Origin of the sequence: Acidisoma sp. L85, from assembly GCF_009765865.1 — a bacterium.
Taxonomy (GTDB): domain Bacteria; phylum Pseudomonadota; class Alphaproteobacteria; order Acetobacterales; family Acetobacteraceae; genus Acidisoma.
In genome coordinates this window covers 212,934-238,932 of sequence record NZ_LMUQ01000076.1, presented here as the reverse complement: position 1 = coordinate 238,932, position 25,999 = coordinate 212,934, and the positions used below count along the sequence as shown (strand labels likewise).

Annotated in this window: 20 protein-coding genes; 10 read left to right on the top strand and 10 right to left on the bottom strand. The window is 67.6% G+C overall.

Features of this window, described 5'->3' with window-relative positions; genetic code table 11:
* Positions 1–21: 21 nt before the first annotated feature.
* Positions 22–2,160, bottom strand: coding sequence for a ComEC/Rec2 family competence protein (locus GSQ83_RS26885; RefSeq protein ID WP_158805929.1), 2,139 nt, complete (start codon positions 2,158–2,160; stop codon positions 22–24).
* 40 nt (positions 2,161–2,200) lie between these two features.
* On the opposite strand from GSQ83_RS26885, the gene gltX reads away from it, so the two are divergent.
* Genes gltX through GSQ83_RS26845 form a run of 8 tightly spaced genes read left to right on the top strand, consistent with a single transcriptional unit; the run spans position 2,201 to position 14,112 of the window.
* Complete coding sequence (gene gltX, locus GSQ83_RS26880; protein ID WP_158805928.1) at positions 2,201–3,616, top strand: glutamate--tRNA ligase; 1,416 nt, start codon at positions 2,201–2,203, stop codon at positions 3,614–3,616.
* A complete protein-coding gene (locus GSQ83_RS26875; protein WP_158805927.1) occupies positions 3,617–4,543 on the top strand; it encodes an aspartate carbamoyltransferase catalytic subunit in 927 nt (308 codons plus the stop codon). It begins immediately after the preceding gene.
* 20 nt (positions 4,544–4,563) lie between these two features.
* The gene (locus GSQ83_RS26870; protein ID WP_371418086.1) at positions 4,564–5,838 is read left to right on the top strand and encodes a dihydroorotase family protein; all 1,275 of its coding nucleotides are present in this window, start codon (positions 4,564–4,566) and stop codon (positions 5,836–5,838) included.
* Positions 5,835–6,437 carry a glycerol-3-phosphate 1-O-acyltransferase PlsY gene (plsY, locus tag GSQ83_RS26865; protein ID WP_158805925.1) on the top strand — a complete coding sequence of 201 codons (603 nt, stop codon included), beginning with the start codon at positions 5,835–5,837 and terminating at the stop codon, positions 6,435–6,437. The genes GSQ83_RS26870 and plsY overlap by 4 nt, the downstream gene beginning before the upstream one ends.
* A complete protein-coding gene (gene dprA / locus GSQ83_RS26860; RefSeq protein WP_254065931.1) occupies positions 6,434–7,573 on the top strand; it encodes a DNA-processing protein DprA in 1,140 nt (379 codons plus the stop codon). The genes plsY and dprA overlap by 4 nt, the downstream gene beginning before the upstream one ends.
* A gap of 15 nt (positions 7,574–7,588) precedes the next feature.
* Positions 7,589–10,324, top strand: coding sequence for a type I DNA topoisomerase (gene topA, locus GSQ83_RS26855; protein ID WP_158805924.1), 2,736 nt, complete (start codon positions 7,589–7,591; stop codon positions 10,322–10,324).
* Between the two features lie 9 nt (positions 10,325–10,333).
* Positions 10,334–12,610, top strand: a complete 2,277-nt coding sequence (gene rnr / locus GSQ83_RS26850; protein WP_158805923.1) for a ribonuclease R — start codon at positions 10,334–10,336, stop codon at positions 12,608–12,610.
* The gene (locus GSQ83_RS26845) at positions 12,607–14,112 is read left to right on the top strand and encodes a S41 family peptidase (RefSeq protein ID WP_158805922.1); all 1,506 of its coding nucleotides are present in this window, start codon (positions 12,607–12,609) and stop codon (positions 14,110–14,112) included. Before rnr ends, GSQ83_RS26845 begins: the two co-directional genes overlap by 4 nt.
* Before the next feature lie 186 nt (positions 14,113–14,298).
* Here the strand turns inward: GSQ83_RS26845 and hutH are convergent, their stop codons facing one another.
* From hutH to rimP, 7 genes are all read right to left on the bottom strand, one after another.
* Positions 14,299–15,822 (bottom strand): histidine ammonia-lyase, encoded by a 1,524-nt coding sequence (hutH, locus tag GSQ83_RS26840; protein ID WP_158805921.1) that lies wholly within the window; start codon positions 15,820–15,822, stop codon positions 14,299–14,301.
* A 5-nt stretch (positions 15,823–15,827) separates the two neighbouring features.
* The gene (locus GSQ83_RS26835) at positions 15,828–16,829 is read right to left on the bottom strand and encodes an ornithine cyclodeaminase family protein (protein WP_158805920.1); all 1,002 of its coding nucleotides are present in this window, start codon (positions 16,827–16,829) and stop codon (positions 15,828–15,830) included.
* A 285-nt stretch (positions 16,830–17,114) separates the two neighbouring features.
* Complete coding sequence (gene rbfA, locus GSQ83_RS26830; RefSeq protein ID WP_254065930.1) at positions 17,115–17,528, bottom strand: 30S ribosome-binding factor RbfA; 414 nt, start codon at positions 17,526–17,528, stop codon at positions 17,115–17,117.
* Positions 17,525–20,134 carry a translation initiation factor IF-2 gene (gene infB, locus GSQ83_RS26825; RefSeq protein ID WP_158805918.1) on the bottom strand — a complete coding sequence of 870 codons (2,610 nt, stop codon included), beginning with the start codon at positions 20,132–20,134 and terminating at the stop codon, positions 17,525–17,527. Before infB ends, rbfA begins: the two co-directional genes overlap by 4 nt.
* A gap of 16 nt (positions 20,135–20,150) precedes the next feature.
* Complete coding sequence (locus GSQ83_RS26820) at positions 20,151–20,777, bottom strand: RNA-binding protein (protein WP_158805917.1); 627 nt, start codon at positions 20,775–20,777, stop codon at positions 20,151–20,153.
* Positions 20,758–22,353: a transcription termination factor NusA gene (gene nusA, locus GSQ83_RS26815; protein WP_158805916.1), complete on the bottom strand. Its 1,596-nt coding sequence runs from the start codon at positions 22,351–22,353 to the stop codon at positions 20,758–20,760. The genes GSQ83_RS26820 and nusA overlap by 20 nt, the downstream gene beginning before the upstream one ends.
* A 58-nt stretch (positions 22,354–22,411) precedes the next feature.
* Positions 22,412–22,975 (bottom strand): ribosome maturation factor RimP, encoded by a 564-nt coding sequence (gene rimP, locus GSQ83_RS26810; RefSeq protein WP_158806093.1) that lies wholly within the window; start codon positions 22,973–22,975, stop codon positions 22,412–22,414.
* Between the two features lie 257 nt (positions 22,976–23,232).
* Here rimP and GSQ83_RS26805 point away from each other — a divergent pair, with 257 nt between their 5' ends.
* Both GSQ83_RS26805 and GSQ83_RS26800 read left to right on the top strand, forming a co-directional pair.
* The gene (locus tag GSQ83_RS26805; RefSeq protein ID WP_254065951.1) at positions 23,233–23,883 is read left to right on the top strand and encodes a YbhB/YbcL family Raf kinase inhibitor-like protein; all 651 of its coding nucleotides are present in this window, start codon (positions 23,233–23,235) and stop codon (positions 23,881–23,883) included.
* Positions 23,884–23,938: 55 nt separating this feature from the next.
* Positions 23,939–25,069 carry an acyltransferase gene (locus tag GSQ83_RS26800; RefSeq protein WP_158805914.1) on the top strand — a complete coding sequence of 377 codons (1,131 nt, stop codon included), beginning with the start codon at positions 23,939–23,941 and terminating at the stop codon, positions 25,067–25,069.
* Here the strand turns inward: GSQ83_RS26800 and GSQ83_RS26795 are convergent.
* Positions 25,053–25,757 carry a tRNA (guanosine(46)-N(7))-methyltransferase TrmB gene (locus GSQ83_RS26795; protein WP_158805913.1) on the bottom strand — a complete coding sequence of 235 codons (705 nt, stop codon included), beginning with the start codon at positions 25,755–25,757 and terminating at the stop codon, positions 25,053–25,055. The two genes, GSQ83_RS26800 and GSQ83_RS26795, sit on opposite strands and share 17 nt — an antisense overlap.
* Positions 25,758–25,773: 16 nt before the next feature.
* Positions 25,774–25,999: methionine adenosyltransferase domain-containing protein (locus GSQ83_RS26790; protein WP_158805912.1), on the bottom strand; the 226-nt coding region annotated here is incomplete at its 5' end.

The window sequence follows — 25,999 nt, the reverse complement described above, 5'->3', positions numbered from 1 at the left end:
GCAAATGCAATGCGGAAGTCGTTACCAATGCTCATCGGAGCCGTTTTCCGGCCGCCAAGGCGACGGCAGCCAGGGCCAGTCGCCACGCAACGGCCGGTCCTCCGCCAGCACGGCGCCCTTGGGCGTCAGCCTGACCGAGACTGCGTCCACGCGCCGAACGGTCGAACGATCGATGACCGGCATCTCGGCGCAAGCCGGGCCGGACAGACCGTCCAGGAAGTCGGTGGTGACCAGGACCGCGAACCCACGACAATTCTCCGGTGGTGCCTCCGCGCGCCACAGCAGCGCGGTCGAGGCGCCGTGCAACAGGCAGCCGTCGGGGCTGCAAACCACTTTGCCATCGGGTGAGCTGCCCTGCGCGGGAAAACTCCGCAGCGTCCGCGCGCCGAAGAAGCGGTGCCACTCGCCAAGCGTGAAGTCGTCCTTGCCCGCCTGCAGCAGATAGATCGCGCCCGGCGTGCGGAAGGCGATGATGCGGAGATCGGGCGAGACCAGCAGATCCGGCACCGTGACCAGGCAAGGCAGCACGCAAGCGCCGATTACAAGCGGCACCAGACCCAATAACCTCAGGCGGCTCTGCCACAGACACAGCCAAATCAGCCCAAAGGCCGCGAGCGCCAATGCGAGGCGCGTCTCAGGCGGCACAGCCAGGGTCGCGGCGGGCAACCGGCTGATGAGCCGCGCGATGCCGATCAGCAGTGCACAGCCCCAACCCATCGGAACAAGCGCGAGGAAGGCGAGGCCCAGCGGCATGAGCGCCAGCGCCGCCAGTCCCCACGGCAGCACCCAGAACGCCGTCAACGGCACGGCCAGCAGATTGGCCATCACCGAATAGGGCTGCACCTGGCCGAAATGGTAGGCGACGAAGGGCGCCGTTGCCGCTGCGGCGAGCAGGCTCGTCGTTGCCACCAGCAGCAGGTCGCGCCGCAGCCATCGCAAGAAGCCGGCACCGCGCGCGAGTAACACGATGGGCCGCTGCCGGATCGCCTCATAGCCCGCGATCAGCACCAGCACAGCCGCGAAGCTCATCTGAAAGCTGACATCCGCCACCGCCTCAGGCTGCGTCAGCATCAGCAGCGTCGCCGCCAGCCCAAGCCCGCGCAGCGACAAGGCGCGGCGGCCGAGGACCAGGCCGACCGTCACCAGGGACGCCATCGCAAAGCTGCGGATGATCGGCAGATGCATGCCGGTCAGCGCCATGTAGCCGCCACCGGCCGCGATCGCGATGACGGCGGCGATCTCTTTAATGGGCCAGCGCAAAGCCGTATGGCGCGACAAAGCGAGGGCGGCACGGGACGCCGCGAAAACCGTGCTCATGACGATGCCGATATGCAGCCCGGCGACCGCCAGGATATGCGCGAGCCCAGCGGTCGCGAAGGCGGCGCGGTCGTCCGGCGGGATCGCGGTCGCGATGCCGGTGAGGAGCGTCGCTGCCACCGCGCCCGTCGTGCCCGGCAGCACCGCCAGAATCCGGCCGGCGATAGTCTCGCGCAGTACCTGCCAGCGTTCGCTCAGCCCCTGCGCTTCGGGCAAACTCTCACGCGTCACCGCCGACAGCGCGAAGCCACCGCCTGCGAGACCCGCGTAGAATTCGTCGCGCCGCAGATCCCAGCCGCCGGGATAGGTCGGCGCGAAAGGCGGTCGCACCAGCACCTTCATGCTGACCCGCTCGCCAGGCAGCAGCGCCTGCCGGTCAGTGCCACGCACCCTTATGCGGATGCGGCGACTGAGCGCAGCCGCGTCGTCGATCCGCACATCATCCAGCACCAAGCGCCGCCCGGCGGGCAGCGGTTCGACCGCGCGGATGATGCCCGAGATCATCGCGGCGTGGCGCGGCAGGTCGGGCATCGCCGCCATCCGCTCCGTTCGCAGAGCGGCGGAAGCGAAGCCGATGGCTGCCGCGAGTCCCGCCAAAGCCACCGCGCGGGGCGCCAGCCAAAGCCGCGACGCCATCACCGCCACGAGCGCCGCCGCAACCATCGCCGGGCCAAGCCAGGGCACCGCCGGCTTTTCCGCCGCGAAGTATCGCAGCACTCCCGCGCCCATGAAGACCGGCAGCCAAGCCAGGAACCGGCCATGCTCGGCCATCGTCCATCGATCGAAGGCGAGCCGGGCGCCTGCCCAAAGGCGGGCCGCATCGGGCGGCCGCCGCCACCTCACGGCGTTTTCACGCCGCCCTCAAATGTTCTATGGAGCGGCCATGACCGTCCGCACGCGCTTCGCCCCCAGCCCCACCGGTTTGCTCCATATCGGCGGAGCACGCACCGCGCTGTTCAACTACCTCTTCGCCCGCCACCACGGCGGCCAGTTCCTGCTGCGGATCGAAGATACCGATCGCGCCCGCAGCACCGCCGCCGCGACCCAGGTCATCCTCGAAGGTCTCGCCTGGCTCGATCTGCAGCCTGACGAGCCAGCCGTCTACCAATCCGCCCGCGAGGCGCGCCATGTCGAGGTCGCGCACGCGCTGCTGGACCAAGGCCGCGCCTATCGCTGCTACTGCACGCCCGAGGAGCTTACGGCGATGCGCGAGACCGCCATCAAGGAAGGCCGCCCGCCGCGCTATGACGGCCGCTGGCGAGACCGCGACCCGGCCGAGGCGCCGGCCGGCGTCAAACCCTCGATCCGCCTGAAGGTCCCGCGTGGCGGCGTGACCGAGGTGGACGACCTGGTGCAGGGCATGGTCCGCGTCGCCGATGCCGAGCTCGACGATATGATCATCCTGCGGAGCGACAACACGCCGACCTACCTGCATGCCGTGGTGGTGGACGACCACGACATGGCGATCACGCATGTCATTCGCGGCGACGATCACCTCACCAATACCTTCCGGCAGGTCCAGATCTACCGCGCGATGGGCTGGGACCTGCCGCGCTTTGCCCATATCCCGCTGATCCACGGCGCGGATGGCGCAAAGCTCTCGAAACGTCACGGCGCCGTCAGCGTGCTGGAATTCGAGCGCGAGGGCTTCCTGCCGGAAGCCTTGTGCAACTACCTCCTCCGCCTCGGCTGGGGCCACGGCGACGCGGAAATACTGTCGCGGGACGAAGCCATTTCCCTCTTCGACCTCGATGGCGTCGGCCGCGCGGCGAGCCGGATGGACTACGCCAAACTCACCCACCTCAACGGCTTCTGGCTGCGCCAGGCGGATGACGCACGGCTGGCGCGGGACGTCGCGCGCCGTCTCGCGGATGAGCCCGGCCTCGTCCTCGACGAGACGACCGAGGCGCGTATCGCCACGCTGATGCCCGGCCTCAAGGAACGCGCGAAAACCCTGCTCGAACTCGCGGCCTCCGCCGCCTTCCTCGCGCGCCGCCTGCCATTCGCGATAACCGATAAGGCGGCTCTGCAGCTCACTCCGGAAGCGCGCGCCATGCTGGCCAACCTCGCGCCGCATCTCGCCGCGACCGACTTCTCCGCCGCCGCGGTCGATGCCGCCCTCCGCGCCTTCGCCGAGGCCACCGGCCGCAAGCTCGGCCAGGTCGCCCAGCCGCTGCGCGCGGCGCTCACCGGCACCACCACCAGCCCGCCGATCGACGCGACTCTCGCCGCTCTGGGGCGGGAGGAGAGTCTCGCCCGCATCGCCGCCGTCACGGCCGCGACGCAGGATGCCGCCTGAATGCGCCACCTCCTCGCCATCGAGGGCATGGCGCCTTCCGTCATCGAGGATCTTCTCGACCTCGCCGAGAGCTATGTTCTGCTCAACCGCTCGGGCAAGACGCAGCGGGACGTGCTGCGCGGCCGCACTCTCATCAACCTTTTTTTCGAGGACAGCACGCGCACGCGGACCAGCTTCGAACTCGCCGGCAAGCGCCTCGGCGCCGATGTGCTCAATATGTCGGTCTCCACCAGCAGCGTGAAGAAGGGCGAGACGCTGCTCGACACCGCCTCCACGCTCAACGCCATGCAATGCGATCTGCTGGTGGTGCGGCACGACCAATCCGGCGCGCCCAACCTGCTCGCCCAGAAAGTCGATGCGGCGGTCATCAATGCCGGGGACGGCACGCATGAGCACCCGACCCAGGCGCTGCTCGACGCGCTGACGATCCGGCGTCATCGCGGCAGCCTCGAAGGGCTGACCATCGCGATCTGCGGCGATATCGGCCATTCCCGCGTCGCGCGCTCGAACATCCATCTTCTCTTGTCGATGGGCAGCCAGGTGCGCGTGGTGGGACCGCCAACCCTGATCCCGGCGGCTATCGAGGAACTCGGCGTCTTGGTCTTCAACGACATGGCGGATGGACTGGCGGGGGTGGATGTGGTCATGATGTTACGATTGCAGAAAGAACGCATGACCCGCAACCTTGTCCCGAGCGCGCGCGAATATTTCCGCTTCTTCGGCCTCGATGCGGACAAGCTCGCCTATGCCAAGCCCAATGCACTGGTGATGCATCCCGGCCCGATGAACCGCGGCGTCGAGATCGACAGCGCGGTGGCGGACGACCCCGTCCACAGCGTCATCCGCGAGCAGGTGGAAATGGGCGTCGCCATCCGCATGGCGGTGCTCGACCGCCTCGCCCGGCCACTGCAGATCGTGCGCCGATGAACGCCATGCCCCCGGTGCAGTTGCGGGACACATTCATCGCCGGCGCCCGGGTCATCGACCCGGCCAGCGGCTTCGACCAGACCGCCGACGTTCTGCTCCGCGACGGTCTGATCGCCGAGATCGCAACGGGCCTCGTCCAGCCCGAGGGCGCCGACATCATCGCCGCCGAGGGCGCCGTGCTCTGCCCCGGCCTGGTGGATATGCGCGCGGAACTCGGCGAGCCCGGCCATGAATATCGCGAGACCATCGCCTCGGTCGCCCGCGCCGCCGCCGCCGGTGGCATCACGACGCTGGTAGCGCTCCCCGACTCCCGCCCTGCCATCGACGATCCGGCGCTGGTACGGCTGCTGCTGGCGCGTGGTGTCGAGACCGGCAGCCTCAGCATCCTCCCCTATGGCGCCGTGACGCGCGGCTGCGCCGGGGTGGAACTCGCCGAGCTTGGTTTGTTGCGTGAAGCCGGCGCAGTCGCCTTCACCGATGGCGGCCGCGCCATCGGCCCGGCCCGCTTCATGCGCGCGGTCCTCTCCTATACGCGCGGCTTCGACGGCATTGTGGTCCAGCACCCCGAGGATCCGTCGCTCGCCGAGGGCGGTTGCGCGACCGAGGGCGAGCTGGCGACACGTCTCGGCCTGCCGGCCATCCCGGCGGCGGCGGAGGCGATCCAGGTCGCGCAGGACATCGCCCTGGTTCGCCTCACCGGCGGCCGGGTCCATTTCGCCCATATCTCCACCGCCGCCGCGCTCGACCTCATCCGCGCCGCGAAGACGGAGGGGTTGCGCATCACCTGCGATACGGCGCCGCCCTATTTCGACCTCAACGAGATCGCCATCGGCGATTTCCGCACCTACGCGAAACTCTCACCGCCGCTGCGCGCCGACAGCGACCGCCTGGCGGTGGTCGCGGCACTCGCCGATGGTACGATCGACGCCGTCGCCTCCGACCATCAGCCGCGCGACGCTGACGACAAGCGCCAGCCCTTCGCCCAGGCCTCCGCTGGCGGCGCCGGTCTCGCCACCCTGCTGGCGGTGACGCTGGCGCAGGTCCATGGCGGCGCCATCCCGCTCATCCGCGCGCTGGCTTTGCTGACGTCCGGTCCGGCCACCGTGTTGCGGCTGCCGCAGGGGAGGCTCACAAAAGGCGTCGCCGCCGACCTCTGCCTGTTTCATCCTGACCGCGCCTGGAAGGTCGAGGCCGGGAAACTCCCCGGCAAGGCGCGCAACACGCCCTTCGACGGCCGCGCGCTAGAGGGTCGCGTGCTCGGCACCTGGAAAGCGGGACGGAGGGTATTCGGATGACCCAATTCCCCTTCCTCGCGGTGCTCGTCGGCTATCTGCTTGGCAGCATCCCCTTCGGCCTCATTATCACCCGCCTCGGCGGCGCGGGAGACATCCGCCAGATCGGCTCCGGCAATATCGGCGCCACCAATGTTCTCCGCACCGGCCGCAAAGGCCTCGCCGCCGCGACCCTGTTGCTCGACGGGCTCAAGGGCGCCGCCGCGGTTCTGATCGTGGCCAATGTCCCGGCGCTCGACATACCGGGCAGCTTCGCCCCGCTCTGGGCAGGCGGTCTAGCGGTGCTCGGCCACATGTTCCCGGTCTGGCTGCGCTTTCGCGGCGGCAAGGGTGTCGCGACCGGCCTCGGTGTGGCGCTCGCCGCCTGCTGGCCGGAGGGCGCGATCATGTGCCTCATCTGGCTGGTCGGCGCGAAAACGACTCGCATCTCCTCCGCCTCAGCGCTGCTGGCCTTCATCCTCTCGCCGCTGCTTGCCTGGGGTTTCGGCGGTCCGGCCCGCGCGATCCTGGCGCTTGTCGTCGCCATCCTGGTGCTGGCCCGCCATCACGCCAATATCCGCCGCCTTCTGGCGGGCACCGAACCGCGTATCGGCGCGACGTGAGCCGCGGGACCCGACCCATCAGCGACCTCGTTGCCCGCCTCAGACTGGCGCGGACTGATGGCGTTGGGCCGGTAACCTACCGCCGCCTGCTCACCCGCTTCGGCAGCGCCGCCGCCGCACTCGACGCCCTGCCCGGCCTCATCCGCGCCGCCGGGCGCACGGAAAAGACCATCCCGCCGGTGGCCGCCGTCGAGGATGAGATCGCGGCCCTGACCCGCCTCGGCGCCACGCTGCTGATGGCGCATATGCCCGCCTACCCGCCCCTTCTCGCCATGCTGGCCGATCCCCCGCCGGCGCTGAGCGTGCTCGGCGACGTCACCCTCCTCGCGAAACGCGCGGTCGCCATCGTCGGCGGCCGCCAGGCCTCCCTCAATGGCCAGCACATCGCCGCCAACCTCTCGGCGTCGCTCGCGGAAGCCGGTCTCGCCATCGTCTCCGGCCTGGCGCGCGGCGTGGATGCGGCCGCGCATGAGGCGGCGCTGAAGGCGCGCGGGATCACCATCGCGGCCGTCGCCGGCGGCCTCGACCAGACCTATCCGCCACAGCACATCGACCTGCAGCGCCGCATCGCCGAGACCGGCGCGGTGGTCAGCGAGGCGCCGTTCGGCACCCAGCCCCAGGCGCGCCACTTCCCGCGCCGCAACCGCATCATCGCCGGGCTCTCTCTCGGCGTGGTGGTTGTCGAAGCCGCGCGCCATTCCGGCAGTCTCGTCACCGCCCGGCTCGCGCTCGAATCCGGCCGCGAGGTTTTCGCCGTGCCCGGCTCACCGCTGGACCCCCGCTGCCATGGCTCCAACGACCTCATCCGCCAAGGCGCCCAGCTCACCGAGACGGCCGCCGATGTCCTCGCCAACCTACCGCAGGGGCCCGAGCAGCTACGCCCGCCCGCGAGCCTGGCCGAGCCCGCGCAGGCGTTCGATTACGCTTCAGAAACGGAAGAGGCACCCATCGAAACGCGAAATGCTGTGCTGCAGATGCTCAGCCCGGCACCTACGTCTGTTGACGATCTGCTCCGACACTGCCAGTTCACGTCTCATGCCGCCATTATGGCCGCCCTGCTGGACCTGGAACTCGGCGGCCGCATCGAGTCTCTTCCCGGCAATCGCGTGGTCCTGATCCCCGAATTTGGCGGCTGAGCGAGCAGGAGCAGTATGCCGGACGTCGTCGTCGTCGAGTCCCCCGCTAAGGCTAAGACGATCAACAAGTATCTGGGCGACGGCTACACCGTCCTCGCCAGCTTCGGCCATGTGCGTGATCTGCCACCGAAAGATGGCAGCGTGCGGCCGGACCAGGACTTCGCGATGGATTGGGAAGCGGATGAGCGCGGTGCCCGCCAGGTCGCCGTGATCGCCCGCGCCCTCAAGGGCGCCGGCACCCTATACCTTGCAACCGATCCGGATCGTGAGGGCGAGGCGATCTCCTGGCACGTCCGCGCCATGTTGCAGGACCAGAACGCGCTGCGGGGCAAGATCGTCCATCGCGTGACCTTCAACGAGATCACCCGCAACGCCGTGACAACGGCTATGGGCAAGCCGCGCGAGCTGGATCAGCCACTCATAGAGGCCTATCTCGCCCGCCGCGCCCTCGATTACCTCGTGGGCTTCACCCTCTCTCCGGTGCTCTGGCGCAAGCTGCCCGGGAGCCGCAGCGCCGGCCGCGTGCAATCCGTCGCCCTCCGCCTGGTCTGCGAGCGCGAGGCCGAGATCGAGGCTTTCCGGGCACGCGAATACTGGTCGATCGAAGCGCAGATGGCGACGCCCGCCGGCGCCCCCTTCACCGCGCGGCTGACCACCCTCAAGGGCCGCAAGCTCGACCAGTTCGACCTGCCCAATTCCGCCGCCGCCGAGGCCGCCAAGGCGGCGGTCGAAGCCGGCACCTTCTCGGTCGCCGAGATCGAGCGCAAGCGTGTCCGCCGCAATCCCAGCGCGCCCTTCACCACCTCGACCTTGCAGCAGGAGGCGAGCCGCAAGCTCGGCTTCGGCGCGCAGCAGACCATGCGCATCGCGCAACAGCTCTACGAGGGTATCGATGTCGGCGGCGAGACCGTGGGTCTCATCACCTATATGCGGACCGACGGCGTGCAGATGGCGCGCGAGGCGGTGCATGCTATCCGCGATCATGTGAAGGCCGAATTCGGGTCCAACTACATCCCCGGCGCCCCGCGCGAATACAGCACCAAGGCGAAAAACGCGCAGGAAGCGCATGAGGCGATCCGCCCGACCGATGTCTCTCGCCGCCCGCAGGATGTCGCCGGGCGCCTCAGCCATGACCAGGCCCGGCTCTATGAGCTGATCTGGAAACGCGCCGTCGCTTCCCAGATGAGCCATGCCGAGTTCGATCAGGTGGCCGTGGACATCGCCGACGGCCAGGGCACCGTGCTGCGCGCAACCGGCTCCCTGCTGGCCTTCGACGGCTTCCTCAAACTCTACCGCGAGGACCGGGACGACCAGTCGGAAGAAGACGACGAAAGCCGCGTGCTGCCCGCCATGGTGGAGGGCGATCCCCTCACCCGCCGTGGCGTCAAGGCCAGCCAGCATTTCACCCAGCCGCCGCCCCGCTTCACCGAGGCGAGCCTGGTCAAGAAAATGGAGGAGCTCGGCATCGGCCGCCCCTCCACCTATGCCTCCACCCTCTCGGTGCTGCGCGACCGCAACTATGTCCGAATGGACGCCAAGCGGTTGGTGCCGGAGGATCGCGGCCGGCTCGTCACCGCCTTCCTCACCAGCTTCTTCACCCGCTACGTCGATACCGGCTTCACCGCCTCGCTGGAGGAGAAGCTCGACGAGATCTCGGACGGCAAAGCCGATTGGCGCGCAGTGATGCGGGCCTTCTGGCACGACTTCTCGGAGGCCGTGGACCAGACCAAGGACCTCAAGATCTCCGACGTCATCAATGCGCTGGACAATGACCTCGGCGCGCATTTCTTTCCGCCGCCCGCCGATGGCAGCGATCCGCGCAAATGCCCGGCCTGCGGCAATGGCCGCCTCGGACTGAAGCTCGGGCGCCATGGCAGCTTCATCGGCTGCTCGAACTACCCTGCCTGCCAATATACCCGCCGCCTCGCCATCAATGGCGGCGAGGAGGGCGAGGAGACGCTGAAGGAGGGCATGCGCGTGCTCGGCCGCTCGCCCGAGACTGGCGAGGAGATCACGGTCCGCCGGGGTCCCTACGGCCTCTATGTCCAGCAAGGCGAACCGCCGCCGTCGGAGACCAAGGGCAAGAAAGCCGAGAAGCCCAAGCGCATGTCCCTGCCGCGCGGCGTGGATGGTGAGACGATATTGCTGGAACAGGCCATCGGCCTGCTGGGCCTGCCCCGCCTCATCGGCCTGCATCCCGAGGCGAAGGAACCCATGGAAGCCGGCGTCGGCCGGTTCGGACCCTATATCCGCATGGGCTCCGTCTATGCTTCGCTCGACCGCGACGACGATGTGCTGAGCGTGGGCGCCAATCGCGCCGTTGATCTGCTGGCGAAGAAGCTGGCGAGCGTCCGCGCGCTCGGCTCCCATCCCAAGGATGGCGAGGCGGTGATGGTCAAGAAGGGGCGGTTCGGCCCCTATCTCCAGCACGGCAAGATGGTCGCCAACCTTCCGCGCGGCGTCGCGATGGAAGACATCACGCTTGAGGAATCGGTCACGCTGCTCGCCGAGAAGGGCAAAGAACTCAAGCCGAAGCCCGGTGCGCGTGGTGCGAAGTCAACGAAGGCGAAGGCCAAGCCTGCGGCAAAGACAGCGGCACCGAGCGCCACACCGCGCAAAGCTCCAGCCAAAAAGACAGCCGCCGCCAAACCGGCGGCTAAGTCAGCGACCCCCAAGCCCGCTGGCAAAACAGCGAAACCCGCCGCCCGGAAAGCCGCGACCAAGGCGCCTCCCCGCCGCGCAGCGCAGTAGCAAGACCGTATGAAGACCGCGCGGAAGAAGCCCAAGGCAGCCGCCAAACTCCCGGTCGAGCCGCGCAGCTTCCCCAGCCGAGACGCGCTCCGAGCCTTCCTCGCCGAGGCCCCCGGCCGCGTCGGCAAACGCGAGGCAATGCGCGCCTTCGGGCTGGGTCCCGAGCACCGTGTCGAGATGCGCGCCGCGCTCAAGGAACTGGCGTCGCGCGGCGAAGCGGCCCCCGCCGGACACAAGCGTTTCACCGCACCTTCGGGAAGCGCGGCACGGCGCGGCGGCGAGGGCATGCCGGAAGCCGTGATGGTCGAGATCACCGGCATCGACAGCGAGGGCGACGCCATCGGCCGCCCCATCGGCTGGCGTGGCGACGGCCCGCCTCCCGCGATCTTCATGCAGCCCGAGGCACGCGGCCAACCGGCGCTCGCGCCCGGCCAGAAGGTTCTCGCCCGCCTCAAGCCGATCGGCGAGGGCCGTGGCGGCGCCCGGAAGTTTGAGGGCCGCACCCTCAAGCGCATCGAGGCGACACCCGGCCGCGTCATCGGTGTTTTCCGCCGCAAAGGCGGCCTCATGCGGATCGAGCCCACCGACAAGAAGGTGAAGGCCGAATGGATCGTGCCGCCTGGCGAGGATGGCGGCGCCCAGAATGGCGAGATCGTCCGCGCCGAGCCCCTGCCGCATGGCGGTCTCGGCCTCAAACCCGCCCGCGTGCTCGAACGCCTCGGCGATGCCGGCGCCGCGAAAGCCGTTAGCCTGCTGGTCATCGCGACTCTCGGCATTCCCGACAGCTTCCCCGATGAAGTGGTCGCCGAGGCGGAACGCGCGCGCGGCGTCGGGCCGGACGGCCGCGAGGATCTGCGGGACATTCCCCTCGTCACCATCGACGGCGCCGATGCGCGGGACTTCGACGATGCCGTATTCGCCACGCCCGATGGCGACGGCTATCGCCTATTCGTCGCCATCGCCGATGTCGCGCATTACGTGAGGGCGGATTCGCCGCTCGACCGCTCGGCGCGTGACCGGGGCAATTCCGTCTATTTCCCCGATCGCGTCGTGCCGATGCTGCCGGAGGCGCTCTCCAACGGCTGGTGCAGCCTGCGGCCGAACGAGGACCGCGCCTGCCTCTTTGCCGAGATGCGCATCGCCCGAGACGGCCGCAAGCTCTCCCATCGCTTCGGCCGAGGCCTCATGCGCAGCGCCGCCCGCCTGACCTATGAGGAGGTTCAGGAAGCGCATAACGCCGGGCGCGAAACGCCGGGCCTACCGCTCGACGATCTCTATGGCGCGTTCCGCCTGCTACTCGGGGCGCGGCAGGCACGCGGCACGCTCGACCTCGATTTGCCCGAATGGAAGGTCGCGCTGGACGAGGAAGGCAAAATCGCCAACGTTTCCCGCCGCCCGCGCCTCGACAGCCATCGGCTCATCGAAGAGTTCATGGTTCTCGCCAATATCGCGGTCGCCGAGGAGCTGGAGCGGTTACAGCGCCCGGTGGTCTATCGCGTCCATGCGCCGCCATCGGAACAGAAGCTCGAAGGGCTCCGCACCTATCTCCATTCCATGGGCATCTCCCTGCCGCCCGGTGACCAGCTGCATCCGCGCGACCTAGACGCCGTTCTGCAACGCGTCGCGGAGACGGAGGAGGCGCCGCTGGTCAATGAGGCAGTGCTGCGCAGCCAATCCCAGGCTGCCTATAGCCCCGAGAATATCGGCCATTTCGGCCTCGCCCTCACCCGCTACGCGCATTTTACCAGCCCGATCCGGCGCTATGCGGACCTGCTGGTGCATCGCTCGCTCATCAAAGGGCTGAAGCTCGGCGATGACGGCATGACGGCGGATGAGGAAGCCCGACTCGAGGATACCGCCGAACACATCACCACCACTGAACGCCGCGCCGCGCAGGCCGAGCGCGATGCGACTGACCGCTACATGGCGGCTTTTATGGCGGAAAAGATCGGCTTCATCTTCGACGCACGCATTTCTGGCGTTACGCGCTTTGGTATTTTCGTCACATTGGCTAACAGCGGTGCGAGCGGAATGGTTCCGCTCTCTGCTCTCCCTGATGATTTCTGGATGTATGACGAAGCCACCCAGAGCCTGAGCGGACGCCGCAGCCGGGTCGTTTATCACCTCGCGCAAACTGTCGCGGTGCGTTTGGTGGAAGCGCGGCCACTGACGGGGGGCCTGTTGTTCCAGATCACGGACGGTTCGCGCGGAAGCGAGGGCGGGCGGCCTCAGCCTCGCTCAAAATCCGGCCAAGGCTCGGCGGTTCCGCGATCGGGTCGCCGGTGAGGCGCGGCGCCTTCCTCGTTCTCCTGCTATTCGCCTTTCCGGTCACGGCCGAAGCCCAAAGCGGTTCTCCCGTGGCGGCCGAGGGCTGGAACCCGAGACTCGCCGCGCAGGTCTATGGCGCCGCCTTCGCCTTCATGGCGCCGCGCACGCTGAACGCGATCCCGATGGCCAATCTGACGCTATGGGGATTGCGGGGGCTCACGGCGCTCGACCCCCTTGTTGGCCCGACCCTGAGCAGCACCGCGATCAACCTGATCAGCCGCAACCAGACCGTCCTCACCCTGCCGCTGCCGCCGCCAACCGATGCGGCTAGCTGGGGCAATATCGCCGCCACGCTCTGCGACAAGGCGACGCAGGTCTCGCCCGCCATCGCGAGCGCCGGCACCACTGGCATCGTCACGAGTTTCTTCGACGAGCTGTTCAACCATCTCGACCCCTATTCCCGCTACATCGCGCCCGGCGACTCCGATCCCGACAGGCTTTCGGCGGGACCGGGCTTCGCGCTTGGTTCGCGGGGGCGCGGCGCGTCGATCGAGAGCGTGGATCCGAGCGGGCCAGCGGCGACAGCGGGCCTTGCCGTCGGCGACCGCGTGCTGTCGATCGACGGCCACCGGACGCGGGGGCAAGCGCTTTCGACGCTGGACAACTGGCTGGGCGGCGCGCCTGGCAGTACGGCGGACCTTGTCATCCTGCCCCAAGGTAGCCGGCGGCCGGTTCATATCGCGGTGCCGCGCGCCGCCCTGCTGCCCGAGACGGTGTTTCCGGCTCTGCAAAACGGCATCCTCACGATCCAGATCGCCGGCTTCGAGCGCAACACCGCCCAGCATCTGCGCCAGGCCATCGCGAGTTCCACGGGCAACGTTCGCGGCATCGTCCTCGACCTGCGCGGCAATCGCGGTGGGCTGCTCGACCAGGCGGTCGCGATAGCGGGCACGCTGGTCGTCTCCGGCACCATCGCGAGCACCATCGGCCGTGACCCCGCGGCCAACCAGCTCTGGCGCGGCAGCGGCGTCGATACCGCGAGCGGCCTGCCGATCATCGTATTGGTCGATGGCCGTACCGCCAGCGCCGCCGAAGTGCTGGCGGCGGCGCTGGCCGATAACCGCCGCGCGGTGGTGGTCGGCAGCGCGACGCTGGGAAAAGGTCTCGTGCAGACCGGCACGGCGCTACCGGATGGCGGCGATCTGCTCGTCACCTGGGCGCGCGTGCTGGCGCCGCTGGGCTGGCCGTTGCAGGGCTTGGGCGTGATGCCGCAGGTCTGCACCAGCGGCGGCGCCGATCAGGTGGAGGCGGCACTGCAGTCCCTGGCCGACGGCACGCAGGTTCTTGCCGGGGCCCTGAATGCGTCACGCGCGGCTCGTCCCGGCATTTCGCTGAGCCGCATTCTCCAGATCCGCCAGGCCTGTCCCGCCGCGCTCGGCTCCGCGCTCGATTCCCAGGCGGCGCAGTTCCTGCTGACCACGCCCGCCGCCTACGCCGCCGCGCAGGCCAGCCTGCGATAGGTCGCGAGGCAAGGCTATCCGCTCAGCGGGATGTCTTCAGTTGAGCGTTCGCATTTTACCACGTCATCCTCCGCGAAGGCGGAGGATCCACGCCTTGCTTGCTCCACCAAGGCAAGGCGTGGATGGCATGCCTTCGCATGCCATGACGGACATTTTGGGTCGCGCCGCAGCCTTGGATCGTCAGGCTCAGCGAAACATCCCTGCCGCGAAATCGTCGAACCGGCCGCTGGCGATCAGCGCACCCAGAGCCTCGATGTCCGGGGCGATCGGACGATCCTCCAGCAGCATCGCCGCCGTGCCCCGCACCGCGCGCCGCACGGCGGCGGTGCCCAGGCCGAGCCGCAATTCAGACCTCAGGTCGCAAGCCTGCGCCGCCACCAGCAATTCGATGCCGCAGAGCAAGCGCAGGCGTTCCAGCGACTCGCCGAGCTTGCCCAGCGTCGAGACGACCATGGTGGCATAATCCTCAACGCCATCCGCTGCCGGCACAGACCAGATCGGCATCGGCCCAGCGCGCTGCCCGATCTCCGCCACCAGCGCCGCCACGGTTTTCTGCACCCCGGCCAGACCGCTCCGCCCGTCCTGCGCCGAACACAGGAATCGCGGCAGGCCGCTCGACTCCGCCGACATCAGCCTGAGGATCCGCGCGGCTTGCGCCGATGCCACACGCGCCACAGCCAGGCTCAGGGTTTCGAAAGCCAGCGCCAGGTGCGTCGTGTCGAAGTTGGCGTTCGGCTGCACCGCGTCGTCCGCCGCTCCCTCAGCCGCGATGATCGCCGGGTTGTCGTCCGAACTATTAAGTTCCAGCTCCACGGCCGCCGTCGCGCCACGCAGCGCGGCGAGGCAGGCACCCAGAACCGGCACCACACATCGGAAACTCAGCGGATCCTGCAGCTTTCGCGCGGCGCCCGGCAGGACGAGGTCGCCGCCCTCGAACAGGCCGAGGAGTGCTGCTGCCACCTCGCCCTGCCCTGGCGCGGGGCGCAGCGCCGCCGCCTGAGGGTGGAGCGGCGCCAGATTCGCCCGGTAGCCCTCGAAGCTCAGCGCCGCCGCGGCCAGCCACGCACCGAACAGCCGCTCCGCATCCGCCAGAATCAGGGCGCCGAGACCGGTCGCCACGGCGTTGGACGAAACAAGCGCCAGACCATCCTTCACGCCGAACACCGGCGGGATAAGCTCCGCGCGAGCAAGCGCCTCGGGTCCGGGCAGGGCCTCGCCGTCGATCATCGCCTCGCCTGCCCCAGCCAATACGCCGGCGATATGCGCGAGCGGCGCCAGATCGGCCTCGCCAACCGAGCCGATCAGCGGCATGACCGGGATGACGCCGGCATTGAGCAGACCGATATAGGCCGCGACGATTTCCGGCGAAGCGCCGGACCGCCCCTCGGCGAAACCGGCGAGGCGCGCCAGCATCACCGCGCGCACTTGCTCGGCGGATGCGCGCGGTCCGACGCCGACCATGCGCCCCAGCACAACACGGCGCTGCACCCCATCACCGTCCGGCGCGATGCGGGTATCCGCGACCGCGCCCAAACCCGTGCTCACACCATAGATCGCGTCGCCCGAGACGATCAGCCGGCCGAGTGCCTCGTGGCCCGTCACGATGCGCTCCCAGGCCGCCGGATGCAGGCGCACCGCCAGCCCCGATCGCGCCGCGACCGCGACCGCGCGCGGACGCAGTGGAACGGTCCCTATTTCGAGCGCGTCCATCGGATTCAGGCGAAACGCAGGCGCTGGCCGATGCCGAGGCGCGCGCCCTTCTCCAGCATCGCATGACCCAGTGCGATATCCGACAGCGACAACCCGCGATGCCAAAGCAGGATCGTCTCATCCTCGCGTTCCCGGCCGGGGCGCAGACCGGCGACGATCTGCCCAAGCTCGGCATACAGCGTTTCCTCGGACAACCGGCCGCTTTCGACATGGGCGCGCAGACTGCCGAACTTCCCGCCACTGCACTGGCCCCAGTCATCCACCACGAGCTTCGACATGATGTCGGTCAGCGACAACTCGACAGCGCTCATTGTGCCGTAGGGCACAACAAGCGCGCCGGGCTTGATCCATTCGGTGAGCAGCAGCGGCTGCGGCTCGCTCAGCCGCGAAGCCTCGACCACGATATCGGCGCCCTCGACACAGCTTCGCCAATCCTCAGTGACGGTTACGGGCTTGCCGAGATCCTGGCGCAGCCGCTCGGCAAACTCCTCGCGGCTCTCGCGGCGCCGGGAATGAATGCGAATTTCGTCGAAGTCGAAGAGGTGGTTGAGCAGGCGCACGTTCCAATAAGCTGTGCCACGGGCGCCGATATGGCCGAGCACCTTGGCGTCCTTGCGCGCCAGATACTTCGCACCGATCGCGGTCACTGCGCCGGTGCGCATATCGGTGATGCCGCTCGCGTCCAGGATCGCTTTCGGCGCGCCCATCGCGGGGTCGAGCAACAACAGCACCGCGAGTTCGGAGGGAAAGCCCAGCTTGTAGTTATCGACGAAATCACCGACCACCTTGACGCCCGCCAAATCGATCGGAGCCTTCAGCGCACCGCGCAATACGTTGAAATGGCCATTCGCGACTTTCGGCTCCAGATGCATGCGCGGCTCGATCACCGCTTCGCCGCGCCCTTGCGTCGCGAGACTGGTCTCGATCGCCGTCAGGATTTCCTCATCGGTGATCTTGAGTTCCTCGATATCGAGGCGATTGAGGTAGGTGATGTAGATCGGCGCCACGCGCGGCTCCTCGGACTGAGATTGCGTCAGGCCGAGGCTATCGCGTTTGATGCCATCCACCAATCAGCGTGGCCGCATGCGAAACGTGCGGCCACGCTGCCTACAGCGTGATGATTTGATACTGAACCGTGCCTCAAAGCGCCGTCATGGCATGCGAAGGCATGCCATCCACGCCTTGCCTTCGTCACGCAAGCGAAGGCAAGGCGTGGATCCTCGGCCTTCGCCGAGGATGACGCGGTGGCATGAGCAGGGTTCACACCAGAGAGAGCCTGGTCTAGCTGCCGCTTAACCGGTGGAAGTCTTGCCCTCGGCAGGCTGCTCGTCCGCGCCTAGATCGCGTGCGACCTCGGGCCGGTGCAGCAGCGCGCTGACTTGCATCGCGTAGTCGATCGAGGTGTCGGCCTGGAAGGAAAGTTCGGGCGCCACACGCAAACGGATCGCCTTCGCGACCTGACCGCGCAGAAAAGGCGCGGCGCGCTTCAACGCTGGCAGCAGCTTGTCCACATCATCCCGCCCCAGACGCGTCACGAAAGCCGTCGCATTTCGGAGATCCGGGCTTACGCGAACCTCGGTGACGGTGATGGTGACACCATTGAGAGACGGCTCGCGGATCATGTCGCGCGCGAAGAGACCCGCCAGGATGTGGCGGATCTCTTCGCCGACGCGAAGCTGTCTCTGGGTCGGAGCTTCGGCAATCACGCCGGAACGAGTTCCCTCTCGTAGCACTCGACCATGTCGCCCTCACGCAGGTCCTGGAACCCGGCGAAGGACAGGCCGCACTCGTAGCCGCGCGCCACTTCGCGGACATCGTCCTTGAAGCGCTTGAGCTGCGACAGATCGCCCTCGTGGATGACCACATTGTCGCGCAGCAGGCGGACACCGGCGCCACGGCGGACCAGACCCTCGGTCACCATGCAACCAGCAACCCTGCCGGACTTGGTGATGTCGAAGACCTTGCGGATCTGCGCGTAGCCCAGGAAGTTCTCGCGCACGATCGGTGCCATCCGGCCACGCACCAGCTTCTCGATGTCGTCGGCGACATCGTAGATGATGCTGTAGTAGCGGATATCGACCGCCTCACGCGTCGCCAGTTCCCGCGCTTGCACGGTGGCACGCACATTGAAGGCAACGATGATGCCGTTCGAGGCACGCGCGAGCTGGATGTCGCTCTCGGTGATCTGACCCACCGAGGCCAGCAGCACGCGAACCTTCACTTCCTCATTGGCGAGTTTCAGCACGACGGCCTGGAGCGCTTCCGCGCTGCCCTGCACATCGGCCTTGATCAGCACACCGACTTCCTTCTGCACGCCGGCCTGGATGCGGGCGAGCATCTGGTCGAGCGTGCCGCGGCCCGCGATCTGGCCCGCCGTCACCTTGTCGCGCGCCTTGCGGGTGCGGAACTCGGCGACTTCGCGTGCCCGCGCCTCGTCGGCAACGACCACGAAGGGCTCGCCGGCGGAAGGCACCGCCGACAGGCCGAGCACCTCGACCGGCATGGACGGACCGGCATATTTCACCGGCTGGCCGCTGGCATCGAGCATCGCGCGCACCCGGCCCCATTCGGCGCCGGCCACCACGATATCGCCCTGGAACAAGGTGCCCTTCTGGACCAGCACCGTCGCGACCGGACCACGCCCGCGGTCGAGGCGGCTTTCGATCACAGTACCTTCCGCATCGCGATCGGGGTTAGCGCGCAGGTCGAGGATTTCGGCCTGGACGAGGATCGCTTCCTCGAGCTTGTCGAGACCCGTGCCCTTCAGCGCCGAGACATGGACTTCCTGCGTATCGCCGCCGAGGCTTTCGACCACGATCTCGTGCTGCAACAGCTCGTTGCGCACGCGCTCGGGGTTGGCGCTCGGCTTATCCATCTTGTTGATGGCGACGATGATCGGCACATGCGCGGCCTTGGCATGGCTGATCGCCTCGATCGTCTGCGGCATCACGCCATCATCCGCCGCGACGACCAGCACCACAATATCCGTGACACCGGCGCCGCGTGCCCGCATCGCCGTGAAGGCGGCATGGCCAGGCGTATCGATGAAGGTGATGCGTTCCTGCGAAGGCAGCGTCACCTGATAGGCGCCGATATGCTGGGTGATGCCGCCCGCCTCTCCGGCCGCGACATCGGTCCGGCGCAGCGCGTCGAGCAGGCTCGTTTTGCCGTGATCGACATGGCCCATGACGGTCACAACAGGCGCGCGCTTGATGAGGTCAACGTCCTCGTCATCCGCGCCTTCGAGACCGATCTCGACATCGCTTTCGGACACGCGCTTCACGCGATGGCCGAATTCCTGCACCACGAGTTCGGCGGTGTCGGCATCGATACTCTGGGTGATGGTCGCCATCACGCCCATCCGCATCAGCGTCTTGACCACATCGCCGGCCCGCGCGGCCATACGATTGGCGAGTTCCTGCACCGTAATGGCTTCCGGCAGCACGACATCGCGCACCACCTTCACCTGATCGGCGCGCAGACGCTCGAGTTCCTGCTGACGGCGCTCACGGTCGCGCTGGCGGCGCATCGAGGCGATGCTGCGCACCCGCTCGTCGTCACCCTCGATCGCGGCCTGAACATTGATTTTGCCGGTACGGCGGCGATCATCGGCACCCTTCTTAGGCGCGACGACGGCCGGCTTGCGCGGCGGCACCAGCACGCCGAGACGGCGAACCGGGCGCTGATCCTCATCCTCCTCGCCGGGGCGAGAGGGTGTCTTGAGACGCAGAGTCTCACCGGGCGCGGGACGCGGCGGTGGCGGCGCCACCGGCTGATCGGCAACCGGCACAGGTGCGGCGGCAGCTCGCTCGTGAGCCTCAGCGGCAGCGCGCCGCTCAGCTTCCTCGGCGATCGCGCGCGCAGCCTCCTCGGCCTTCATGCGTTCGGCTTCCTCGGCCGCGCGCCTCGCGTCATCCTCACGGCGGCGCGCTTCCTCGGCGGCGGAGAGGATCGAGATCTTCTCCTGCTCACGTGCCTCGGCCTCGCGCTTCGCGGTGTCGCGCTGCTGATCGGCGAGAACGCGCTGCCTGATGGCAAGCTCGTTCGCTGTCAGCGCGCGGGTTGGCGCACCGCTTGGGCCCCGGCTCCCACCACTGGGCCGTGCTGGGGTCGTGCCCGCAGGCGTAGGCCCCGCCGGCAGCGGAGCCGTGGCCGCGCGCTTCTTGCGCACCTCCACCTGCACCACCTTGGAACGTCCATGGCTGAAGCTCTGCCGGACAGAACCGGCATCGACCGTCCGCCCAAGTTCCAGCCGCCCCGCGGGACGCAGGGACAGACGCGCCTTGCCGTCTTGATCTTTAGTATCGCTCATTCACCCGCCCGCTTAATCAGCCCGCAATCGACCGGCGCATGCCGGTCAAGCGTCCATCCTCAGTCCGTAACGTCGCGGCCAAACGTCCAGCCGCCACCGCCACATGCACAACGCGATCCCGACCGAATACCTGCCCGAGTTCCTGGGCCAGCAGCGGCGCGATCACAGGCACGTCTCGTCCACTCAAAACTCTTGCCCGCTCGTCTGGGCTACCGTCAGATGCTTGAACCACAAGCGCCGCGCGCTGCAGTACCAGCCATTCCCGCGTCTTCTCGAAGCCGCTGACCGCCTGCCCCGCACGTCGGATCAGACCGAGAAGGTCCCGCACCCTGCGGAACAGCGCCGTCTCGATCATCATCGGCAATCCCGCGGGGATAATCACCTCCGCACGGGCCGCCCGGGCGAAGGCCTTGCGAGCGAGAGCGGTTTCTAACACATCGCCCCGCGCGCTCAACCACATTCCCCGCCCAGGCAGGGTTGCCAAGATATCCGGCACGACTATGCGGTCCGGGCTGACAACGAATCGTATCATCGTCTCCGCCGGACCGCGTTCCCGCGTCACGATGCAGCGGCGAGACGGGCCGCTCTCGTCTTCCGCGTCGTTGTCAGCCGCCTCCGTCGTTTCAGTTTCGGTCGTGGGCAACCGCTTCCCCGCTTTCCGGGTTTTCGCCCGGCGTCACGTCATCCGCATCCTCATCCGCGACGCCCTCACCACCCTCTTCATTTTCAAACCAATGAGCGCGGGCCTGCATGATGATCTCATTCGCCGCTTCCTCATCGAGCGCGGCGGTGCCGAGAATCTCAATAAGCTCGTCCGACGCGAGGTCCGCGAGATCATCCAGAGTCTTGACGCCTTTCTCACCCAGCGTGACCAGCATAGCCGGCGTGAAGATCTCGAAAGCGGCGACGTCATCGGTGACGCCGAGGGACAAGCGCTTCTCGTCCAACTCATTGTTGCGACGGACCAGGGCTTCCTCAGCACGGCGGATAAGCTCAGCCGCGACGCTCTCGTCGAAGCCCTCGATATCAGCCAATTCGTCTAGGGGCGTGAAGGCAAGCTCCTCCAAAGTGGTGAATCCCTCGGTCACCAAAAGGCCCGCGATCACGTCGTCCACGTCCATCGCCTCGACGAAAAGGCCGGAGCGGCGGCGGAACTCTTCCTGCCGGCGCTCGCTCTCCTCAGCCTCGGTCAGGATGTCGATGTCCCAGCGAGTAAGCTGGCTCGCCAGCCGGACGTTCTGGCCGCGCCGGCCGATGGCCAGCGAAAGCTGCGTATCGGGCACCACAACCTCGACCCGGCCGGTCTCCTCCTCCATCACCACCTTGGTAACTTCGGCGGGGGCCAGGGCATTCACGACGAAGGTCGCGGCCTGCTGGCTCCAGGGAATGATGTCGATCTTCTCGCCCTGCAGCTCTTGCACCACGGCCTGCACGCGCGATCCGCGCATGCCGACGCAAGCGCCGACCGGATCGATCGAACTGTCGCGGCTGATCACCGCCATCTTCGCGCGGCTGCCGGGATCACGCGCCACGGCCTTGATCTCGATGATGCCGTCATAGATTTCCGGCACTTCCTGCGCGAAGAGCTTCGCCAGGAACCCCGGATGCGTGCGGGACAGGAAAATCTGCGGCCCGCGCGGCTCCTCGCGGACATCATAGATATAGGCGCGCACGCGGTCCCCGTTGCGGAAGCTCTCGCGAGCAATCAGCTCGTCGCGGCGCAGCAAGGCCTCCGCACGGCCGAGATCGACCATGAGGTTTCCGTATTCGGTGCGCTTCACCACGCCGTTGATGATCTCGCCGACGCGGTCCTTGAACTCCGCGAACTGGCGCTTGCGCTCATATTCCCGCACGCGCTGGACGATGACCTGCTTGGCCGTCTGCGCCGCGATACGGCCGAAATCGATTGGCGGCAGCGGATCGACGATGAACTCGCCGAGCGTGATCTCCGGCTTGAACTTCAGCGCGATATGCAGCGGGATCTGGGTGTCTTCATTCTCCGCGGTTTCCACGACCTCGGTCCAGCGGGACAGCCGGACATCGCCGGTCTTGCGGTCGATGGTGGCGCGGATGTCCTTCTCCTGGCCGTATTTCGCGCGGCCGGCTTTCTGAATGGCCTGCTCCATGGCTTCCAGGACTTCGTCGCGGTCGATCGACTTCTCGCGCGCGACCGCGTCGGCGACCAAAAGCAATTCGGGGCGGGCTATCGCGGTGTCCATCACTCGTGGCCTCTCACTCAGGTCTCGATTCGGTCGGCAGGGCCGGCCGGCTAGGCGATCAATTCACCGGCGGCGGCGCGGCCGTCGCGGCGATCAGGGCGTCAGTCAGAACGAGTCGCGCGCGCCGGATATCGGCGAGCAGCACCACAACCTCGGTTCCGTCGTCGAGTTTCAGCCGGCCCTCGCCGCCAGCAGCGCCTAGCAAAGTGCCGGTGAAGCGCTTCCGGCCGTCCAGAGTCGGCACCGACATCTCGACCTTGGCCGAGTGTCCGGCGAAACGGTTCCAATCCCGCACCCGTGTCAGAGGGCGGTCGATGCCCGCCGAGCTGACCTCCAGCGTCCAGGCGGCGCCGGGCACGATATCCTCGACGTCGAGCACGGCGCCGATCTGATGGCTGATCACCTCGCAATCCTCGACGGCGATCAAGCCGCCATCGGCGCGATCCGCCATGATCTGCAGGGTCGGCCTCTCCCGTCCGAGCAAGGCGATCCGCACGAGCTCATAGCCCATCGCGGCCAGCCGAGGCTCCACGATATCGGCGATTCGGGCTTCGATCCCGGTGTGGTGTGGTCTGTCTTCGTTGCTCAATGCAAAAAAGGCGGCCTTTTGGGCCACCCCCATTCGATCTGACATGAATGATTGGATGAGGGGCATATAGACATCCAATCATCCCGGTGCAAGCGCCATCGGCGCGCAGCGGGTCGGCTGTCCGGATAGCCAAGCTTCATCCCACCGCTCTTGCCAAGCGCTTCCGGCCCTCGCTAGATGCGGGCCGGGGGACGTAACGTTCGAAAACGAAATAAAAAAGGCGGCCACTTGGCCACCCTTTTCTAGGTCGGTGATCTGTTCCCATTATATGCGGGAGTGTTTGTTGCGTGATGTATAACTCGCAACCCGGCGGCGTGCCAAGCGGTTTGTCGCGGCATTGCCGGGATGTGCTGCTGAACCGTCTCGGGTTTCGCCGTTTGGTCCTGGGACTCGTGATTCTCACGAGCGCTTTGGGATTGGCCGCGCGCACTCCCTCGGCCGCGGCGACGGGAGCCGCCTTCAGCCTGAGCAGCTCAGCAGTGCACAATAACGCGGCCATGCCGCCGCTACAGATCTCCAATCGCGGTGGGTGCTCGGGCGCCAACCAGTCGCCGCCGCTCACCTGGGCCCATGCCCCATCCGGCACCGCCGCTTTCGCGGTCACCATGGCCGATCTGGATGCCAAGGTCGGCGTGCTCTGGCATTGGATCCTGTTCGATATTCCCGCCGCCACAACTGACATGGCACAGAATGCGGATTTCGATCCGGCGTTGCGGCCTACGGGAGCGCGTCAGGCGGTCAATAGCTTCAATGTCTTGGGATATAGCGGCCCCTGCCCGCCGCGCGGCAGTCTGCCGCATCATTACCTCATCACCGTCTGGGCGCTGACCCAGGCGCAGATGCCGTTCAAGAACGGCGAACCGGCGGATGCCATCGCGATCTACCTCCGCCGCCATGCCATCGGCCACGCCAGCCTGACGCCGCACTACAGCCGCCACTGAAATTACGGCTGGGACGCCACTCCACGGCATAATCAGGTCGTGATATCGTTGCCAGATGGCAACGGACAGACTGAGAAGCCTGGACGGGCTGCGGGGTATCCTCGCCGTCTACATCCTGCTCGGCCACACGATGCCCTTCGTTCCGGCAACCTCATGGCTGGGCTGGCTGGCGCGAGGCGCCTCGCATGGCCGGGCGGCAGTCGATGTCTTCTTCATCCTGAGCGGCATGGTGATCTTCCGCTCGCTGCGGCGCTGGCAAAGCGAGCGGCCTGGCCGGACCGTCGCGATGGCTTTTCTGCGCGCGCGGGCGGCGAGACTCTTGCCGGTTTACCTCGTCGCGCTGATGGCGGCATGCGCGGCGTTATCGCTCGGCGACCCTTACGCCGTGCTGCCCGCCCTGAGCCGGCCGGAGGCGCGCGACATCGTGGCCGCCGGCTGGCCGCCGCAGGCGATGACGCATCTCGCCGTCCACCTGATGATGGCGCAGGGCCTTTTCCCTCCGGCGATGCTGCCGGATGCCGAGTTTTCCATCCTCGGACCGGCCTGGAGCCTCAGCACGGAGTGGCAGTTCTATCTGTGCCTCGCCGCGATCCTTGTTCTTCGGCGCCCCCGCCCTGCGCCCTTGGTCGCCGGATTGCTGATCCTGAGCATCGCGGGCCGGGCGTTGGAGTTGCTGCCGCCCGAGTGGCAGTTCGGCCGTGCCTTCCTGCCGCAAGAGGCCGCCTACTTCGCGCTCGGCGTCGCGAGTGATGCGCTGGCGCGGCGAGAGGCGAAATCGAGCGGGCTTTTCGCCGTTGCCCTCATTGGATGCATTTTATCGGCTGTCTTCGACGGAGGGTTCGCCAAAATCGGCGCGCCCTTGTTTTGGGCGGTCTGCCTGACGAGCTTGTGGGCTCAGAGCGCAGTAGGCCGGCTGACGAGGAGACTGTTGTGCCTGCCGCCGCTTCTGTGGCTCGGCGCTGTTTCTTACCCGCTTTACCTCATCCACGCGCCGGTTCAGCGCGCGTTGATGCTGGCGGCGGGCAATCTGGCAAGTGGCGATCCCTGGCGTTTCGTCTGGCTTTGGGTGCCGCCGGCGATCCTGTTGCCGATCCTGGCCGCCTGGCTACTGCACCATCTCATTGAGCTGCCCGGCCAAAACTGGGCGAAAGTCCGCGGACCAGCCCCGATCACGGCCGGCGGGTAAGGTTCCAGTAAAGCGACGGCCGTCCAGCCAAAGCGGCCTTCGCCTCGTACCGGGTTGGCGGCCAGCCGTCGGGCCGTTCGGTCGCGGGCGGCGGCACGTCGAAATCCTGCTGCGTGGCGAGAACCTCGGTGGTCCAGTCCTGGTAGGTCGGATCGTCCGTCGCGATTCGCCAGAGACCGCCCGGCCGCAACACACGCGCCGCCAAGGCGATGTTGGCCGGGTGCATGAAGCGGCGCTTCGCATGCCGCGTTTTCGGCCAGGGATCGGGAAACATCAGGAATAGTCTCGACAGCGACCCGGCGGGCAATGCGGCCAGCAACGTCCGTGCGTCGTCGCTCCAAAGCCGGAGGTTGGCGGGCAAGAGCGGAATTTTCTCCGAACCGTCATCCGGGACGAGGGCGGACAGCATCGAACACAGCCCGTTCTCGAAGACCTCGCAGGCGATCAGCCCCGCGGTGGGGTGCGCTGCCGCAAGCGCGCGCGCATGCTCGCCGCCGCCGAAACCGACTTCCAGCCAGACCTCAGCTATGGAGGCCGGAAAGGCTCGCCGCGGATCGGTCGCGCACTCGGCCGCGAAAGCCGCGACCGGCAGGACGACCTGCATCAGCCATTCCTGCCGCGCCCTGAGCGGATGGCTGCGCTGGCGACCGTAAAGCCGGTCAGGTTGCGGCTTGACCGACGCGATCAACCCGCAAGCCGCCGGTTCAGCGTCCGAAGGCGGACTTCAGCGGTCCCTCGAGATCGGTCCGCTCCCAGGTGAAGGTGCCCTTCTCCTCATCCGGCGTGCGGCCGAAATGGCCGTAGGCCGAGGTCACCGCGTAGATCGGGCGGTTGAGGTGGAGATGCTCGCGAATACCGCGCGGCGAGAGATTGACCAGCTCGCGCAGCACGCGCTCCAGCTTCTTCTCGTCGACGTCCTTCCCGGTGCCA

Excerpts from the sequence above, each read along its gene's own strand:
- infB (WP_158805918.1), bottom strand. The coding sequence starts at position 20,134 with ATGAGCGATACTAAAGATCAAGACGGCAAGGCGCGTCTGTCCCTGCGT.
- topA (WP_158805924.1), top strand. The coding sequence starts at position 7,589 with ATGCCGGACGTCGTCGTCGTCGAGTCCCCCGCTAAGGCTAAGACGATC.
- hutH (WP_158805921.1), bottom strand. The coding sequence starts at position 15,822 with ATGGACGCGCTCGAAATAGGGACCGTTCCACTGCGTCCGCGCGCGGTC.
- plsY (WP_158805925.1), top strand. The coding sequence starts at position 5,835 with ATGACCCAATTCCCCTTCCTCGCGGTGCTCGTCGGCTATCTGCTTGGC.
- rimP (WP_158806093.1), bottom strand. The coding sequence starts at position 22,975 with ATGGGGGTGGCCCAAAAGGCCGCCTTTTTTGCATTGAGCAACGAAGAC.
- GSQ83_RS26805 (WP_254065951.1), top strand. The coding sequence starts at position 23,233 with ATGTATAACTCGCAACCCGGCGGCGTGCCAAGCGGTTTGTCGCGGCAT.
- nusA (WP_158805916.1), bottom strand. The coding sequence starts at position 22,353 with ATGGACACCGCGATAGCCCGCCCCGAATTGCTTTTGGTCGCCGACGCG.
- GSQ83_RS26875 (WP_158805927.1), top strand. The coding sequence starts at position 3,617 with ATGCGCCACCTCCTCGCCATCGAGGGCATGGCGCCTTCCGTCATCGAG.
- gltX (WP_158805928.1), top strand. The coding sequence starts at position 2,201 with ATGACCGTCCGCACGCGCTTCGCCCCCAGCCCCACCGGTTTGCTCCAT.
- GSQ83_RS26800 (WP_158805914.1), top strand. The coding sequence starts at position 23,939 with ATGGCAACGGACAGACTGAGAAGCCTGGACGGGCTGCGGGGTATCCTC.
- rnr (WP_158805923.1), top strand. The coding sequence starts at position 10,334 with ATGAAGACCGCGCGGAAGAAGCCCAAGGCAGCCGCCAAACTCCCGGTC.